Annotated in this window: 15 protein-coding genes; 6 read left to right on the forward strand and 9 right to left on the reverse strand. The window is 74.7% G+C overall.

Going from position 1 to position 16,109, the window contains the following annotated elements; genetic code table 11:
- Window positions 1–41 precede the first annotated feature (41 nt).
- From JHAT_RS15700 to era, 3 genes are all read left to right on the forward strand, one after another.
- A complete protein-coding gene (locus tag JHAT_RS15700) occupies window positions 42–863 on the forward strand; it encodes a helix-turn-helix transcriptional regulator (protein WP_077798848.1) in 822 nt (273 codons plus the stop codon).
- Window positions 864–892: 29 nt separating this feature from the next.
- A complete protein-coding gene (locus JHAT_RS15705; protein WP_077798795.1) occupies window positions 893–1,246 on the forward strand; it encodes a cytidine deaminase in 354 nt (117 codons plus the stop codon).
- A 73-nt stretch (window positions 1,247–1,319) separates the two neighbouring features.
- Complete coding sequence (gene era, locus JHAT_RS15710) at window positions 1,320–2,273, forward strand: GTPase Era (protein WP_077798796.1); 954 nt, start codon at window positions 1,320–1,322, stop codon at window positions 2,271–2,273.
- Between the two features lie 22 nt (window positions 2,274–2,295).
- On the opposite strand, the gene JHAT_RS15715 is transcribed toward era, so the two are convergent.
- Window positions 2,296–3,429, reverse strand: coding sequence for a carbohydrate kinase family protein (locus tag JHAT_RS15715; RefSeq protein WP_253195505.1), 1,134 nt, complete (start codon window positions 3,427–3,429; stop codon window positions 2,296–2,298).
- A gap of 215 nt (window positions 3,430–3,644) precedes the next feature.
- Complete coding sequence (locus JHAT_RS15720) at window positions 3,645–4,940, reverse strand: glucarate dehydratase family protein (protein WP_077798798.1); 1,296 nt, start codon at window positions 4,938–4,940, stop codon at window positions 3,645–3,647.
- 221 nt (window positions 4,941–5,161) lie between these two features.
- Between JHAT_RS15720 and JHAT_RS15725 the strand changes: the two genes are divergently transcribed.
- Entirely contained in the window at window positions 5,162–5,956 is a 795-nt protein-coding gene (locus JHAT_RS15725; protein WP_077798799.1) for an IclR family transcriptional regulator, read from the forward strand.
- A 174-nt stretch (window positions 5,957–6,130) separates the two neighbouring features.
- Window positions 6,131–7,480 (forward strand): MFS transporter, encoded by a 1,350-nt coding sequence (locus JHAT_RS15730; protein WP_077798800.1) that lies wholly within the window; start codon window positions 6,131–6,133, stop codon window positions 7,478–7,480.
- A 3-nt stretch (window positions 7,481–7,483) separates the two neighbouring features.
- Here JHAT_RS15730 and JHAT_RS15735 read toward each other — a convergent pair whose 3' ends face one another.
- The 5 genes from JHAT_RS15735 to JHAT_RS15755 all read right to left on the reverse strand — a co-directional run bounded on the left by JHAT_RS15735 (window position 7,484) and on the right by JHAT_RS15755 (window position 13,836).
- Complete coding sequence (locus JHAT_RS15735; RefSeq protein WP_077798801.1) at window positions 7,484–8,482, reverse strand: adenosine deaminase; 999 nt, start codon at window positions 8,480–8,482, stop codon at window positions 7,484–7,486.
- Window positions 8,483–8,502: 20 nt separating this feature from the next.
- Window positions 8,503–9,408, reverse strand: a complete 906-nt coding sequence (locus tag JHAT_RS15740) for a ribonuclease Z (protein ID WP_077798802.1) — start codon at window positions 9,406–9,408, stop codon at window positions 8,503–8,505.
- A gap of 15 nt (window positions 9,409–9,423) precedes the next feature.
- Complete coding sequence (locus JHAT_RS15745) at window positions 9,424–9,777, reverse strand: histidine triad nucleotide-binding protein (protein WP_077798803.1); 354 nt, start codon at window positions 9,775–9,777, stop codon at window positions 9,424–9,426.
- Between the two features lie 253 nt (window positions 9,778–10,030).
- Window positions 10,031–13,234, reverse strand: coding sequence for a S41 family peptidase (locus JHAT_RS15750; RefSeq protein ID WP_077798804.1), 3,204 nt, complete (start codon window positions 13,232–13,234; stop codon window positions 10,031–10,033).
- Between the two features lie 86 nt (window positions 13,235–13,320).
- Window positions 13,321–13,836: a hypothetical protein gene (locus JHAT_RS15755; RefSeq protein WP_077798805.1), complete on the reverse strand. Its 516-nt coding sequence runs from the start codon at window positions 13,834–13,836 to the stop codon at window positions 13,321–13,323.
- A gap of 71 nt (window positions 13,837–13,907) precedes the next feature.
- On the opposite strand from JHAT_RS15755, the gene JHAT_RS15760 reads away from it, so the two are divergent.
- Window positions 13,908–14,264: a hypothetical protein gene (locus JHAT_RS15760; protein ID WP_077798806.1), complete on the forward strand. Its 357-nt coding sequence runs from the start codon at window positions 13,908–13,910 to the stop codon at window positions 14,262–14,264.
- Window positions 14,265–14,273: 9 nt separating this feature from the next.
- Here JHAT_RS15760 and JHAT_RS15765 read toward each other — a convergent pair whose 3' ends face one another.
- Both JHAT_RS15765 and JHAT_RS15770 read right to left on the reverse strand, forming a co-directional pair.
- Window positions 14,274–15,023, reverse strand: a complete 750-nt coding sequence (locus JHAT_RS15765; RefSeq protein ID WP_077798807.1) for a 16S rRNA (uracil(1498)-N(3))-methyltransferase — start codon at window positions 15,021–15,023, stop codon at window positions 14,274–14,276.
- On the reverse strand, window positions 15,020–16,105 hold the full coding sequence (locus tag JHAT_RS15770; protein ID WP_077798808.1) for a nitronate monooxygenase: 1,086 nt from the start codon (window positions 16,103–16,105) through the stop codon (window positions 15,020–15,022). Before JHAT_RS15770 ends, JHAT_RS15765 begins: the two co-directional genes overlap by 4 nt.
- Between the last annotated feature and the right edge of the window lie 4 nt (window positions 16,106–16,109).

The raw sequence follows: 16,109 nt of genomic DNA on the forward strand, positions 1-16,109 counted from the left end.
GGCTCAAGACCCATCGGCGGCGTGAACTGCGGGAGTTCCTGATGAGCCGCCGCGCACGCGTGACGCCGGCCGAGGCGGGACTGCCGGACGGCGGAGGGCGGCGCCGCACACCGGGGCTGCGCCGTGAGGAGGTCGCCGTGCTCGCCGGGGTGGGCGCCTCCTGGTACCAGTGGCTGGAGCAGGGCAGGGACATCTCCGTCTCCCCGCAGGTGCTGGACGCGGTCGGCCGGGTGCTGCGGCTGAGCGACGCCGAACGCCGGCACCTGTACCTGCTGGCCGGGCTGAACCCGCCGGCGCCCGAGGTGGAGCCCGCCCGGCGGGACATGTGCGACGGGCTGCGGCGGCTGATCGACACGTGGATGCCGTACCCGGCGCACATCATGGACCGGTACTACAACTGCGTGATGTACAACGACGCGGCGGCGATCGTGCTGGGCATGCGGCCGGACACCACGCAGAACTGCCTGGTCGACTTCTTCACGGACCCGCTGTACCGGGCCCGTTCGCAGAGCTGGGAGCGCAACGCCCGGACGGTCGTCGCCCAGTTCCGCGCGGCGTGCTCGGCCAGCCCCGACGACGAGGGGTTCCAGGCGGTCCTGGCCCGGTTGCGGGACGGCAGCGAGGACTTCCTGCGGATGTGGGAGGAGCGGGACATCGAGGACGCCGGGCAGATCCGCAAGGAGCTGGAGCATCCGCTGGTCGGGCTGCTGTGCGTGGAGTCGACGGCGCTGAAGGTGCCCGCGCGGCCCGACCTGACGATCGTGCTGCACACGCCGCTGGACGAGGCGAACACCGCGGCGAAGCTGGAGTGGCTGGCCTCGCCCCAGGGGCGGCGCGGGGCGATGTACCCGGTGGCGGGGTGACCGGCGCGGCGCCTCCGTATGCTCTGACCATGACCGACACCACCGACCTCGGCCCCGAGGACCGCAAGATCGTCACCCTGGCCCGTTCCGCCCGGGCCCGCAACGGCGTCCCGGAGGGCGCGGCCGTACGCGACGAGACCGGCCGGACGTACGTCGCCGGGACCGTCGCCCTGGACTCCCTGAAGCTCAGCGCCCTGCGGACGGCGGTGGCGATGGCGGTGGCGTCCGGTGCGACGTCGCTGGAGGCGGCGGCCGTGGTGACCGAGGCGGCGTCGGCGTCGGCCGAGGACCTGGCGGCGGTCCGGGACCTGGGCGGGGCGGGGACGCCGGTGCTGGTCGCCGCGCCCGACGGGACGGTCCGGGACACGGTGGCCGCGGGCTGATCCCCCCGCCTCCCGCCGGTTCGCGCCCGGTGGTGGTACGGCGGGGCTCCGGGGATCAGGGACAATGGGCGCCATGAGCGTGCGTACCCAGTCATCCGAAGAGCCGGCCGAGTCTGTCCACCGGGCCGGCTTCGCCTGCTTCGTGGGCCGCCCCAACGCGGGCAAGTCCACCCTCACGAACGCTCTGGTCGGGCAGAAGGTGGCGATCACCTCCAACCGCCCGCAGACCACCCGGCACACCGTGCGGGGCATCGTGCACCGCCCGGACGCCCAGCTGATCCTGGTGGACACCCCGGGTCTGCACAAGCCGCGCACGCTGCTGGGCGAGCGGCTGAACGACGTCGTGCGCACGACGTGGGCCGAGGTGGACGTCATCGGCTTCTGCCTGCCGGCGAACGAGAAGCTGGGCCCCGGTGACCGCTTCATCGCCAAGGAGCTGGCGGGGATCAGGAAGACCCCGAAGGTCGCGATCGTCACGAAGACGGACCTGGTCGACGGCAAGACGCTGGCCGAGCAGCTCATCGCGATCGACCGGCTCGGGGAGGAGCTGGGCATCACCTGGGCGGAGATCGTCCCGGTGTCGGCCACCGCGAACAAGCAGGTGGACCTCCTCGCCGACCTGCTGACCCCGCTGCTGCCGGAGGGCCCCGCGCTCTACCCGGAGGGTGACCTCACGGACGAGCCGGAGCAGGTCATGGTGGCCGAGCTGATCCGCGAGGCCGCGCTGGAGGGCGTGCGCGACGAGCTGCCGCACTCCATCGCCGTGGTCGTGGAGGAGATGCTCCCGCGCGAGGACCGCCCCGCCGACAAGCCGCTCCTGGACATCCACGCCAACGTCTTCATCGAACGCCCCAGCCAGAAGGGCATCATCATCGGCCCGAAGGGCAAGCGCCTGAAGGACGTCGGCATCAAGTCGCGCAAGCAGATCGAGGCGCTGCTGGGGACCCCGGTCTTCCTCGACCTGCACGTGAAGGTCGCCAAGGACTGGCAGCGGGACCCGAAGCAGCTGCGGCGGCTCGGGTTCTGAGGGGGGCCTCCGGGCCGGGCGGTCAGGTCGGGCGGCGGAAGCCGATCGTCGGGACCGCCCGTCGCAGGGGCCACGGTCTGACCGGTTCGTCCGGGACCAGGTCCGCCAGGAACGCGTACCGGCTCAGGGCCGCCGGGTCCTGCCCCTGCACCGACTGGACCTTGCGCCACCAGGTGGCGATCTCGGACCACCCGGGCGCCGACAGGGAGCCGCCGAACTCCTGGACGGAGAGGGCGGCGGTCAGCCCGGCGAAGGCGAGGCGGTCGGCGAGCGGCCAGCCGGCCAGGGTGCCGGTGACGAACCCGGCGACGAAGACGTCCCCGGCCCCGGTCGGGTCCAGGGCCTCCACGGCGATGGCCGGGACCTCGGCGCTCTCCCCCGTCCGCCGGTCCACCGCGTAGGCGCCGTCCGCGCCGAGGGTGACCACCGCGAGCGGCACGTGCTCGGTCAGGGCGTGCGCGGCGGCGCGCGGGCAGGTGGCGCCCGTGTAGCGCATGGCCTCCTCCGCGTTCGGCAGGAACGCCTCGCAGTGCGCGAGGTCGGCCAGCCCCGCCAGGTCCCAGGCGCCGGTGTCGTCCCAGCCGACGTCGGCGAAGACGCGGGTGCCCCGTGCGGCGGCCTGCGCGATCCACGGGGCGCTCACGCCGGGCGTCAGGGAGGCGACGGCGGCACGCGCGCGGGGCGGGCAGTCGGGGGCCGGTTCCTCGGGCGGCGGCTCGTGGCCGTGGGAGACCATGGTGCGCTCCCCCTCGTACGCCATGGAGACCGTCACCGGCGAGTGCCAGCCGGGCACGGTGCGCGAGGGGGTCAGGTCGATGCCCTCGCCCTGGGCGAGCGCGTCCCAGCAGTAGTCGCCGTAGTGGTCGTCGCCGAAGGCCGCGGCCAGCGAGGTGCGCAGGCCGAGGCGGGCCAGCGCGGTCGCCATGTTGGCCACGCCGCCCGGGCTCGACCCCATCCCGCGGGCCCAGGACTCGGTCCCGCGCACCGGGGCGGAGTCGAGCCCGGTGAAGATGACGTCGAGGAAGACGGTGCCGGTGAGGTACACGTCCCAGGGCGGGTCCTGCGGGGTGCGCAGGGCGGCCAGGGGGTCGACCTGCGCGTGCCGGTGCGATCCCTGGTCCTGCGGGTGGCGGTGTGTTCTCTCGTCGGCGGACATGGCGGTCATGACGGTCACGTCGGACGCCGCGGACACGGTGGACGCTGTCACGGTGCGCTCCCTGGCATGGTGCGGATCAGGCCAGTGTGCACCACGGCGCCGACAACGCGGTGGCGTTCGCGCCGTGGCCGTCGGCCTCGCGTCGGCCCCCGGTGCGTCCCGGGGGCGGGGTTCCCGGTCGGTGGTCGCGGTAAGGGAGTGGGCGTCGCCGGCGCTCACCAACGGGGGACGGACGGGGTGACCCACGCCGGGTCGGCGGCCCGCATCGCCGCCGCGTCGTCGCGGTCGCGGAGGGTGCCGTCGTCGTCGAGCCAGCGGCGGTGGAGGAACGCCAGCCTGTCGCGGTCGAGTTCGACGCCGAGGCCGGGGGCGTCGGAGACGGCGACCTCGCCGCCGTCGAAGGCGATCCGCTGCGTGAGCACGTCCTCGGACTGCCAGGGGTAGTGGGAGTCGCAGGCGTGGTGGAGGTTCGGCACGGTGGACGCCACGTGGGTCATGGCGGCGAGGCTGATGCCCAGGTGGGTGTTGGAGTGCATGGAGACGCCGACGCCGAAGGTGCGGCAGACGGCGGCGAGCTGCTGGGTGTTGCGCAGTCCGCCCCAGTAGTGGTGGTCGGAGAGCACGACCTGGACGGCGCCCTCGGTGAACGCCTCCCGGATCTCGGCGAACGTCGTCACGCACATGTTGGTGGCGAGCGGCACGCCGGTCCTCGCGGCGACCTCGGCCATCGCCGGGGTGCCCAGCGCGGGGTCCTCCAGGTACTCCAGGACGTCCCCGAGCTCCGCCGCGACCTTCAGCGAGGTCTCCACGGACCAGGCGCCGTTGGGGTCCAGGCGCAGGGGGTGCCCGGGGAAGGCCTCGGCGAGGGCCCTGATCGCGGCGATCTCCTCCTCGGGCGGGAAGACGCCGCCCTTGAGCTTGAAGGAGGTGAAGCCGTACCGCTCGGTGAAGGCGCGGGCCTGCGCGACGACGCCGGCCGGGTCGAGGGCGGCGCCCCAGTCGTCCTTCTCGCACGCCACGCCCTCGGGGTGGTCCGCCCACTTGTAGAACAGGTAGGCGCTGTACTCGACGGCGTCGCGGACCTTGCCGCCCAGCAGCGCGTGCACGGGCAGGCCGAGCGCCTTGCCGAGGGCGTCGAGACAGGCGACCTCGAAGCCGGAGACGACGGACAGGCGCAGCTTGTCGGCGGTCTGGACGCCGCGCAGCCCGCCGACGTCGACCCGCCCGGAGACCCGGGAGGAGTCGACGGCGACCTCGTCGGCGAGGGGGAACAGGCCGTTGAGGTCGCTCACCTGACGCCCGACCAGCTTGTCGGCGAAGGGGCGGGCCAGTTCCAGGTACTTGGTGTCGCCGTAGGTCTCGCCGACGCCGGTGATCCCGTCGGCGGTCTCCACCTCGACGATCAGGCGGGGAGTGTACGGCTGGTGCACGCCCTGGGTGTTGAGCAGCGGCGGGTCGGCGACGAGGATCGGCGTCAGGCGGACGGCGGTGACGGTGAGGTCGCGGGTCACGGTGCGGCTCCTGCGGGGTCGGGTCCGGCGGTGAGCGGGGTCTTCGGTGCGGTCGGTCCGGCGGCGGGGGCGGTGGGCGGGGCGCGGCCGTCACGGGTGGGCGCCGGAATCCACACCCACCACCCCTGTCCCCGTATGCAGACGTCATCCACGTATGAAGATGGAGATTAGGGAGGTGGACGGCGGGCGTCAATGGGGCGACGTCCGTCTACGATCGGCGCATGTCGGAGACGGGGGGCGCCGCGGGCGGCGTCCGCGAGGTGAAGTCGGCGGCGCGCACGGTCGAGCTGCTGGAGGTGCTGGCCGCGCGCGGGGACCGCCCGGCCCGGCTCCAGGAACTGGCGGACGAGCTGGACGTGCCGCGCAGCTCGATGTACGCGCTGCTGCAGACCCTGATCTCGCGGGGCTGGGTGCGCACCGACGTCACCGGCTCGCTGTACGGCATCGGCATCCGCGCCCTGCTCACCGGCACCGGCTACCTCGACTCCGACCCCCGCGTGCGGGCGGTGCGGCCGTATCTCGACGAGGCGTCCGAGGCGCTGGGCGAGACGATCCACCTGGGGCGGCTCGACGGGCGCGACGTGGCCTACCTGGCGACCCGGGAGTCGCACGAGTACCTGCGCACCATCAGCAGGGTGGGGCGCCGGCTGCCCGCCCACGCGGGCGCCCTCGGCAAGGCGCTGCTGGCGGAACGCCCGGACGCGGAGCTGCCCGAGGGCCCGTACGAGGCGCTGACCCCGAACACGCACACCGACCGGGACTCCCTGGCGGCCGACCTCGCCCGGGTCCGGGAGCGCGGTTACTCCGTCGACCGCGAGGAGAGCGTGACGGGGATCGTCGGCTTCGGCTTCGCGCTGCGTCACGAGGTCCCGGCCCTGGACGCGATCAGCTGCTCGGTGCCGCTGGCCCGCCTGACGCCGGCTCACGAGGCGCGGATCGTCGCGGTGATGAGGGAGATCCGGGCCAAGGCGGAGGCGACGATTCCGACCGGGGGCAGCTCCGTCCACTGGCGGTGACGGCCGCTTCTACCCAGGCTTCGGGACGCCAAACACCCATGTGATCCAGATCACACCCCCTCGCCTGTTTTCCGCCTCCTCGCGCTTGATACAAATTGCGCGCGCGTTCCTGTCCGTCGACGGTCGTCGCCCCCTTCCCTTCCCCCCTTCCTTCCGCATGCCCTGGGAACGCCCGTGTTCGCCCCCCGCACCACCCCCTGGCCCCTCGTCGCCCTTTTCACGGCCGGGTACCTTCCTCCCTACCTGCTGCCCACCACCGTCGGCAGACTGGACACCGGTCTGCCGCTGACCGCCACGCAGGCGGGCGCCGTCGGCAGTGCGCTGCTGCTGAGTTCGGCGACGGCGGGCCTGCTGCTCGCCTCCCGGGTACAGCGGATCGGCGCCCGGACGCTGGCCCGGTTCGGGCTGGTCCTGGCCGTCGTCGGCTACGGTTCCGCCGCGCTCGCCACCGCCGTCCCGGCCGTCGTCGCCGGCGCGGTCCTCGGCGGCTTCGGTTCGGGCACCGCCACCACGGTCGCCGCCACCCGGATCGCCGCCGAGCGTGACCCCCACCGGGCCTCCACCATGGGCCTGCTGGCCGTGTCCGCGCTGGCCGGCGCGGTGTACCTGACGGTGCCGCACCTGGGCCGGGCGCACGGCCTGCCGCTGGCCGCGATCGCGCTGACCGCCCTCGCGGTGTGGCCGCTGACCGGCCGGCTGCCGGGCGGGACGGCCGCGTCGCCGGCCTCGCGCGACGCGGACCCCGCCACCCCGCTTCCCCGCCGCCGCTCCGGAACGGTCCTCGCCGCCACCGTGATGTGCTGGTCCCTCGCGCAGAACTCCCTGTGGGGCGTCAGCGGCCGGATCGGGCTGACGCAGGCCGGACTCGGCGACGCCGCCCTCGGGGTCGTCTTCGCCGTCGCCCTGGGCGCGGGACTGGTCGGCGTCCTGGCGGCCGGCGCGCTCGGGTCGCGGCTGGGACGGGCGATGCCCGTCGGCGGGGGCACGGTGCTGATCGCGGGCTGCATCGCGGTGAGCGCGTCCGCGACCACCCCCGCGACGTTCGCGACCGGCGAGATCGCCTGGAACACCGTGTACCCGGTCGTGCTGTCGTACCTGATCGGCCTCGCCGCCTCGCTCGACCCGCGCGGCCGGTGGGCGGTGCTCGTCGGGTCGGCGTCCTCGCTGGGCACGGCGGCCGGTCCGCTGACCGGCAGTGCGCTGTCGGCGCAGGCCGGTTACGCGGGCATGGGCCTGGTCCTCGGCGCCGGACTGCTCCTGGCCGCCGTGCCGATGACGGCCGTCGCCCTGCACACGGGCGGACGCCCGCTGCTGCCCGGCGCGATCCGCCGCCGCGGCGGCACCCCGGCCGCCCTGGTCGCCGCCGCCACCGGCACGCCCAGCGGCTCCGTGCCCGAGGTCGGCGCCCCGGAACAGCCGGTCGTGGAGATCGACGTGGACGCACCGGCCGTGCCGGTGCGGCGCGCCTACGACACGGCGGGACCCCGGGCGGCCGCGTCCGCACCGGGGGCCGGGACCGACTGAGCCCTACGCCGTCGGGAACGCGTACGCCTCCACCTCGGCCAGGTACCGCGCCCGCAGCTCCTCGTCGTCCTCCAGGAAGGAGGCGAGGAAGGAGTTGCGGGCCAGCTCCCGCAGCCGCTCCTCGGTGAGGCCGAGCGCGGCGCGCACGGCGTCGACGTTGTCGCCCGCGTAGCCGCCGAAGTAGGCGGGGTCGTCGGAGTTGACCGTGCACATCAGCCCGGCGTCCAGCATCGCGGGCAGCGGGTGGTCGGCGAGGGTGTCGACCGTGCGCAGCCGTACGTTGGACAGCGGGCACAGGGTCAGCGGGACGCGGTCGCGCACCAGCCGCTCGACCAGCGCCGGGTCCTCCATCGAGCGCAGACCGTGGTCGATCCGCTCGACGCCCAGCACGTCCAGGGCCTCGGTGACGTACTCCGGCGGCCCCTCCTCGCCCGCGTGCGCGACGCGGCGCAGCCCGAGGGCGGCGGCGGCCTCGTACACCTCGCGGAACTTCACCGGCGGGTGGCCGACCTCGGCGGAGTCCAGGCCGACGCCGGTGATGCGGTCCAGGTACGGCTTCGCGGCGTCGAGGGTCGCGAGGGCCGACTCGGCGGACTCGTCGCGCAGGAAGCACATGATCAGCCGGGTGGAGACGCCGTGCTTCTCCCGGCTGCGGCCCAGCGCCCGCCACAGGCCCTCCACGACCGTGCCCATCTCCACGCCCCGGGCGAGGTGCGCCTGCGGGTCGAAGAAGATCTCCGCGTGCCGTACGCCCTGCGCGGCGGCGCGGGCCAGGTAGGCGTCGGCCAGGTCCTCGAAGTCCCGCTCGGTGCGCAGGACGGCCATGAGCTCGTAGTACAGGTCCAGGAAGGACTGGAGGTCCTCGAAGCGGTACGCCTCGCGCAGGGCGTCCGTGTCCGCGTAGGGCAGGGCCACACCGTTGCGGGCGGCCAGCTCGAAGGCCAGCTCCGGCTCCAGGGTGCCTTCGATGTGGAGGTGCAGTTCAGCTATGGGCAGAGGCATCAGAGCATCGTACGGCGATGTCACCGACGTTTCGGAACCGGGACGCGCATCAGGTCCCGGGCCACGGTCAGCTCCCCCTCGTACCCGGCGGCCCTCGCCTGCCGCTCGAACTCCTCGGGGTCGGAGTAGCGCTGGCTGAAGTGGGTCAGGACGAGGTGGCGCACGCCCGCCTCCCGGGCGGCCCGCGCCGCCTGGCCGGCGGTGAGGTGGCCGTGGTCGGCGGCGAGCTCCTCGTCCTCGTCGAGGAACGTCGACTCGATGACCAGCAGGTCGCAGCCCTCGGCGAGCTCGTGCACCCCCGCGCACAGCCGGGTGTCCATGACGAACGCGAACCGCTGGCCGCGGCGGACCTCGCTGACCTCGTCCAGCGGGACGCCGTTCAGCGAGCCCTCGCGCCGGATGCGGCCCACGTCGGGGCCCTCGATGCCGTGCGCGGCCAGCCGTTCGGGCAGCATGCGCAGGCCGTCGGGCTCGGTGATCCGGTAGCCGTACGACTCGACGGGGTGCGAGAGCCGGCGGGCCTCCAGCGTGTAGGCGCCGGTGACCGCGAGGGGTCCGTCCACGTCGACCGGCGCCTCGGTGAGGGCGACCGTCTCGCGGTAGGCGGTGGCGTACCGCAGGCGGTCGAAGAAGTGCTGCCCGGAGCGCGGGTAGTGGGCGGTGACCTCGTGCGGGACCCGGTCCAGGTTGACGCGCTGGATCACGCCGGCCAGGCCGAGGCTGTGGTCGCCGTGGAAGTGCGTGACGCAGATCCGGTTCAGGTCGTGGGCGGCGACCCCGGCGCGCAGCATCTGGCGCTGCGTGCCCTCGCCGGGGTCGAACAGGATGCCCTCGCCGTCCCAGCGCAGCAGGTAGCCGTTGTGGTTGCGGTGCCGGGTCGGGACCTGGCTGGCGGTGCCGAGGACGACGAGCTCACGTACGGACACGGTGCCTGTCCGGGCCTATCCGGGGGGCCATGCGAGGCCCCGGCCGCCGAGGACGTGGGCGTGGGTGTGCCACACGGTCTGGCCGGCGCCGCTGCCGGTGTTGAAGACGACGCGGTAGCTGTCCAGCTTCTCGTCGTCGGCGACGGCCTGGGTCTCGCGCAGGACGTCCGCGGCGACCTCCGGAGCACCGGCGGCGAGGGCGGCGGCGTCGCGGTAGTGGGCCTTGGGGATCACCAGGACGTGGGTGGGCGCCTGGGGGTTTATGTCGCGGAACGCGACGGTGGTGTCCGTCTCGCGGACGATCGTCGCGGGGATCTGACCCGCGACGATCTTGCAGAACAGGCAGTCGTCCTGTGGCTCGCCGGGCATGGGCGCTCCTTACGGTGGTGATCTTCTGGGGGCATCGTAGCGAGCCCGGGTGCGTGGGGCGCCGCGCGCCGGGGTGGCCGCCGGTGGGTTGCCCGCCCGCGCGTGCGGGGCGCGGGGGCCTCCCCCGGAGGGAGTACCCCCGGCGCCCGCCCTCCCCCACGCTCGCGCGGGGGACCCCCTCGCCCCCGGGGGTGCCCGCCGGGCCGCTCGGGCGCCGGGGGAGGCACGACCGTCCGCAGCCGGTCGGCCGTGGCTACGGAAGGCTCGGCGGTGTCTTCGCCGGGGTCTCCTCCAGCGCCTCCAGGGCCAGCCGGATCGCCTCGTCCAGCTGGGGGTCGCGGCCCGCCGCGTGGTCCTGCGGCCGCTGCGGGACCTCCACGTCCGGATCGACGCCGTGGTTCTCCACGCCCCACCCCTGGCCCTCCAGCCAGAACGCGTACTTGGGCTGCGTGATCAGCGTGCCGTCGACCAGCCGGTAGCGGCTGTCGATGCCGACGACCCCGCCCCAGGTGCGGACGCCGACGACCGGGCCGATGCCGAGCGCCTTGATCGCCGCGTTGACGATGTCGCCGTCCGAGCCGGAGAACTCGTTGGCGACGGCGACGACCGGCCCGCGCGGCGCGTCCAGCGGGTAACTGGCCGGCCGCATGCCGCGCGGCAGGTCCCAGCCGACGACGCGCCGGGCCAGCTTCTCCACGACCAGCTGGGAGGTGTGCCCGCCGCGGTTCTCGCGGACGTCGACGACCAGGCCCTCGCGGACGACCTCGACGCGCAGGTCGCGGTGGAGCTGGGCCCAGCCGGAGCCGACCATGTCGGGCACGTGGAGGTAGCCGAGCCGGCCGCCGGACCTCTCGTGGACGTGGGCGCGGCGGTCGGCGACCCAGGCGTGGTAGCGCAGCGGCTCCTCGTCGGCGAGGGGCACGACGACGGCGTGCCGCAGCCCGCCGCCGCCGGCCGGGGAGACGGTCAGCTCGACCGGCTTGCCGGCCGTGCCGACGAGCAGGGGGCCGGGCCCGGTGACCGGGTCGACGGGCTGTCCGGCGACCGCGACGATCGCGTCACCGGCACGCACCGCGACGCCGGGCGCGGCCAGCGGGGAGCGGGCGTCGGGGTCGGAGGTCTCCGACGGCAGGACGCGGTCGACGCGCCAGGTGCCGTCCTCGTGCCGGGAGAGGTCGGCGCCGAGCAGGCCCTGCCGGGCACCGCCGCCGTGGCCGCCGTACGGGGTGACGTAGGCGTGCGAGGTGCCGAGCTCGCCGTGCACCTCCCACAGGAGGTCGACCAGGTCGTCGTGGGTGGCGAGGCGGTCCAGGACGGGCCGGTAGCGGTCGAGGACGCCGTCCCAGTCGACGCCGTTCATGTCGGGCCGCCAGAAGTTGTCCCGCATGATGCGGCCGGTCTCGTCGAACATCTGGCGCCACTCGGCGGCCGGGTCGACGGTCTGCCGGACGCGGCCCAGGTCGACGGTGATGTTGGTGTCGCTGTCCTCGTCGCCGGAGGCCCGCCGGTCGCTGGGGACGACCTTGAGGCGTCCGTCGGTCCACAGCAGCACCCGCTTGCCGTCGCCGCTGACCTCGAAGTGGTCGGCGTCGCCGGCGAGGTGCTCGACGCGGTGCTGGGCGAGGTCGTAGCGCTCCAGCTCGGTGTGCGGGCCGGGGTCGTCCGGGTTGGCGCGGGAGGCGCCGAGGACGCCGGTGACCGGGTGGCGCAGCCACAGGACGCCGTCCTTGGCGGCGCGCAGCCGGGAGTAGCGGGCGGCCTCCACCGGGAAGGGCACGATGCGGTCGGCGAGGCCCTCGATGTCGATCCGGGTGGTGGGGGTGCCCTCGCTGTCGGGGGTCTCCTCGCGGTCCGGGGTCTCGAAGGGGCGGCCGTGGCGCTGCGGGCCGAAGGGCGAGGGGGTGGTCGCGGCCAGCGTGATCAGGTACGGACGGGCGCCCTCGACGAAGGCCAGGTCGAAGACGTGCTCGTCGTAGACCGGATCGAAGGAGCGGGTGGAGAGGAAGGCGAGGTGCTTGCCGTCCAGGGTGAAGGCGGGCGAGTAGTCCCGGAAGCGCAGCGGGGTCGCCTCGGCGACCGACAGGTCGGTGGTGTTGGCGAGCTTGAGCTGGCGCAGCGGGGAGGGACCGGGGTGGGACCAGGCCAGCCAGGCGGAGTCGGGCGAGAAGACGAGGCCGGAGGCGTCGCCGTCCTCGCTGCGGTCGACCTCGCGGACCTCGCCCGTCTCCCGCTCGACGAGCAGGACGCGGCCGTCGTGCGAGGCGACGGCGGCCCGGCTGCCGTCGGGGGCCATGGCGAGGTTCAGCACCCGGCCGAGCTGCCCGGCGGCGAGGCGGCGCGCGGTGGCGCCGGGCGCGAGGCCGGTGGCGGGCGCGAACTCCAGGGCGTCGTCGCCCTCGGCGTCCGTCACCCACACCACCCACTCCTCGCCGTCGGCGCGGAAGGTGCGCGGCAGCCGGGTGCGCACGCCGGGCGTCGCCGCGAGGGCGCGGGCCGGTCCGGAGCGGTGGGTGACCCAGTGGACGCCGCCGCGCACGGCGACGGCGCTGCCGCGGGCGGTGTGGTCGGGGGACGCGGAGCCGAACCAGCGGGCGGCGTCGACCGGGTACGCCTGGAGGTCGGTGCGGGAGCCGCCGAGCCGGATGTCGAGCCGGCGCGGCTCGGCGCCGTCCAGGTCGTCCAGCGTCCACAGTTCACCGGCGGACGAGTAGACGACGCGGGTGCCGTCGGTGGCGGCGTGCCGGGCGTAGAAGCCCCCGACAGGCGTGTGCCTGCGCAGGTCGGAGCCGTCGGCGAGGGAGGAGTAGAGGGCTCCGGTGCCCTCGTGGTCGGAGAGGAAGGCGAGCCGCTCGCCGACCCAGAACGGGTACTCGATGTTGCCGTCGAGGTCGCTGTGCAGCCGTACGAACTCGCCGTCGCCCTCGGCGTCGATCCACAGCTTGCCCGCCGTGCCGCCCCGGTACCGCTTCCACCAGGCGGCCTCGCGGCCCATCGGCGCGGACAGCAGCACGGTGCGCGGGCCGTACGCGACGTCGCCGACGGGTCCGTAGGGCAGGGTGGTGGCGGGTCCGCCGTCGAGCGGGACGGCGCGGGCCCAGCTGCGGCGCAGGCTGGCCTGACCGTAGGTGCTGAGGGCGAGGACGCGGCCGTCGGCGGTCCAGCCGCGGACCTGGGTCCTGAGGCTGCCCCAGTGGGTGAGGCGCTTGGCCGGGCCGCCGTCGACGGGGGCGACGTGCACCTCGGGGGCGCCGTCGCGGGTGGAGGTCCAGGCGACGGTGGTGCCGTCGGGCGAGATGCGCGGGTGGTTCACCGGCATGTTGTCGGCGCTCACCCGCCAGGCCCTGCCTCCGTCGAGCGGGGCGAGCCACACGTCGTCCTCGGCGGTGAAGGCGACCAACTCGCCGTGCGGGTGCGGAAAGCGGAGGTAGGCAGGCGCTGCGGGCTGAGTCACCCTCACAGCCTAAGCAGGGGCGGGGACGATCGACAGGGGTTCGGATCACTTCCCGCCCGGCGCCCGGGAGCGCGGTGGTCGCGCTGGGCGGGCTACTTGCCCTCCACGGGCCGGCAGTGCGGGTCGTCCGGGCACCAGATGGTCCGGGTGACGGTGACCGTGGGGCCGGGTCCGTTCCGGGTGGGCCGGTCCGCGGGCGGGGCGCCGGTGGCGTCGCAGTCGCCCAGCCCCTTCACCCGGAACCACTCCTTGCCGTCCACCTTCGCCGTCAGGTTCCCGCGCACGCAGGCGCCGTTGACGACCCGGGTCACCTTGCCGTCGACGGTGATGTCCTGGCCGGTGTCCGTCCTGCCCTCGCAGTGGACGGAGGCGACGGTCTTCTCGGCCGCCGAGGCGGTGCTGTCCTCGTCGCCGAAGGAGGCGGTGCAGGTGAGCCAGCGCACCTCCGCCTTCTGCCGCTCCAGCTCACGGGTCACGGTCTGGTCGGTCGTGTAGGCCACGGCCGCGGAACTGGGCGCGCCCGGTTCGCACGCGACGAGACCGCCGACGGCGACGGCCGAGCCGACGACCACCGGAGCCACTCGCCAAATCCGCCTCGAAGCCCCCATGGAGGGCAGCCTGCCACCGCACCGGGCCCGACGGTAGGGCGCATACGGCCACTCCTCACTACCGTGGGCGCGTGCGCAGCGGACGCCGGCTCAGAAAGCTCGTCGTGGACGGGGCCACCGCCTACGTGTGGTCGGTGCGTCACCGGCACAGCGTCACGGGGCCCTGCCAGGAGGTGCTCGCCCTGTCCCGGGACGGGACGCGGACCCGCCTGGTGTTCCGGGGCGGCGGGGGCCGGTACGTCCCCGACGGGTTCCTGCCCTCGGGCTGTGTGGCCGTGGGGGACGACTCGCTCAACCTGCACGAACCCGGGGTCGTACGGGCCTTCGTCGACGAGGCGGCCCGGCGGGGCCTGCTCGACCGGTCCGCGGAGCTGGACGGCTGGGAGCTGTTCCCCGCGGTCGTCGCCGCCCGCACGGCGGACGGCTGACCGGGGCCGTCAGGACCAGCGGCCGGTGCGGGCCAGGAGGACGGCGGTCGCGGCGGTGCCCGCGGTGGAGGTGCGCAGGACGCTGCGGCCCAGGCGGTAGGGCTTGGCGCCTGCCTGGGCGAAGAGCGCCAACTCCTCGGGGGACACGCCCCCTTCGGGTCCGACGACCAGCACGATGTCGCCGGAGGCGGGGAGTTCGGCGGCGGCCAGCGGCTCCTCGCCGCTCTCGTGGAGCACGGCGGCGAAGGCCGCGCCGGCCAGGAGCGACGCGACCTGCTTGCTCGTCGCCGCGTCCGCGACGTCGGGGAAGCGGACCCGGCGGGACTGCTTGCCGGCCTCCCGGGCCGTCGCCCGCCACTTGCCGAGCGCCTTCAGGCCGCGGTCGCCCTTCCACTGGGTGATGCAGCGGGAGGCGGCCCACGGCACGATCGCGTCGACCCCGACCTCGGTCATCGTCTCGACGGCCAGCTCTCCCCGGTCCCCCTTGGGCAGGGCCTGGACGACGGTGACGCGGGGCTGCTCCGGCGGCTCCTCGTGGACGCCCTCCAGGCCGGCCACGACCAGGCGGTCCTTGCCCTCGGCGGCCTCCACCACGCCCTCGGACCAGCGGCCGCGTCCGTCGGTGAGGACGACGTCCTCGCCGGGGCGCAGCCGCTTCACGGAGACGGCGTGCCGTCCCTCGGGGCCGTCGAGGACGTACCGCCCGCCGGGCAGCCCCCCGGACGGCAGCGAGTCGACCACGAACACCGGAGCCGTCATCGGTCCGTACCTCCGTTCACGTACCGCGTCAACGCCGCCTCGGCGGACGCGAGTTCGTCCACCAGGACCGCCACCAGCTCACCGGCGGGCAGGTCCCGGGCCATCCGGTGGCCCTGTCCCGCCCACAGCGCCATGCCCTGCGCGTCGCCCGCCTTCGCCGCCGCCTTGCGCAGGGGCGCGGTGAGGTGGTGCACCTCCGGGTAGGCGGCGGGGGCGTAGGGGCCGTGCTCGCGCAGGAAGCGGTTGACCAGGCCGCGGGCGGGCCGGCCGGAGAAGGCGCGGGTCAGTTCGGTGCGGACGAACAGCGGGTCGGTCAGCGCCTGCTTGTGCAGGGCGTGCGCGCCGGACTCGGGGGTGGCGAGGAAGGCGGTGCCGAGCTGGGCCGCGCTCGCGCCGGCCGCGAGGACCGCGGCGATCTGGGCGCCGCGCATGATGCCGCCGGCGGCGACGACGGGCAGGCTCACCGCCTCCCGGATCCCGGCGACCAGCGACAGCAGTCCGATCCCGGAGCCGCCGGTCTCCGGGTGGTCGCGGTGGGTGCCCTGGTGTCCGCCGGCCTCGACGCCCTGCGCGATCACCGCGTCGGCGCCGGCCTGTTCGACGGCCCGGGCCTCGTCGACGGTGGTCGCCGTGACCAGGGTGAACGTGCCGACGCGGTGGAGCGAGTCGACGACCTCGCGGCTCGGCACGCCGAAGTGGAACGACACGACGGGCACCGGGTTGTCCAGCAGTACCGCGAGCTTGGTGTCGTAGCCGTCGTCCCGGCCGCACTCGGGATCGCCGAGCTCGGTCCCGTACCAGGCGGCCTCACCGGCCAGCTGGTGGGCGTAGACGCCCACGGCCGAGGGGTCCGCCGTCTCCGGCTGCGGCATGAAGAGGTTGACGCCGAACGGGCGGGCGGTCAGCCCCCGCAGCTGCTTGATCTCCTGGTACATCCCGTCCGCGGTCTTGTACCCGGCGGCCAGGAAACCCAGCCCTCCCGCCTCGCAGACCGCGGCGGCGAGCCGCGGTACGGAGACGCCGCCCGCCATGGGCGCCTGCACGATCGGGTAGGGGAAGAGATCGGTCAGTGCGGAGGACATGAGC

The organism is Streptomyces sp. JHA26 (genome assembly GCF_002005565.1).
In the GTDB taxonomy this organism is placed as follows: Bacteria; Actinomycetota; Actinomycetes; order Streptomycetales; family Streptomycetaceae; genus Streptomyces.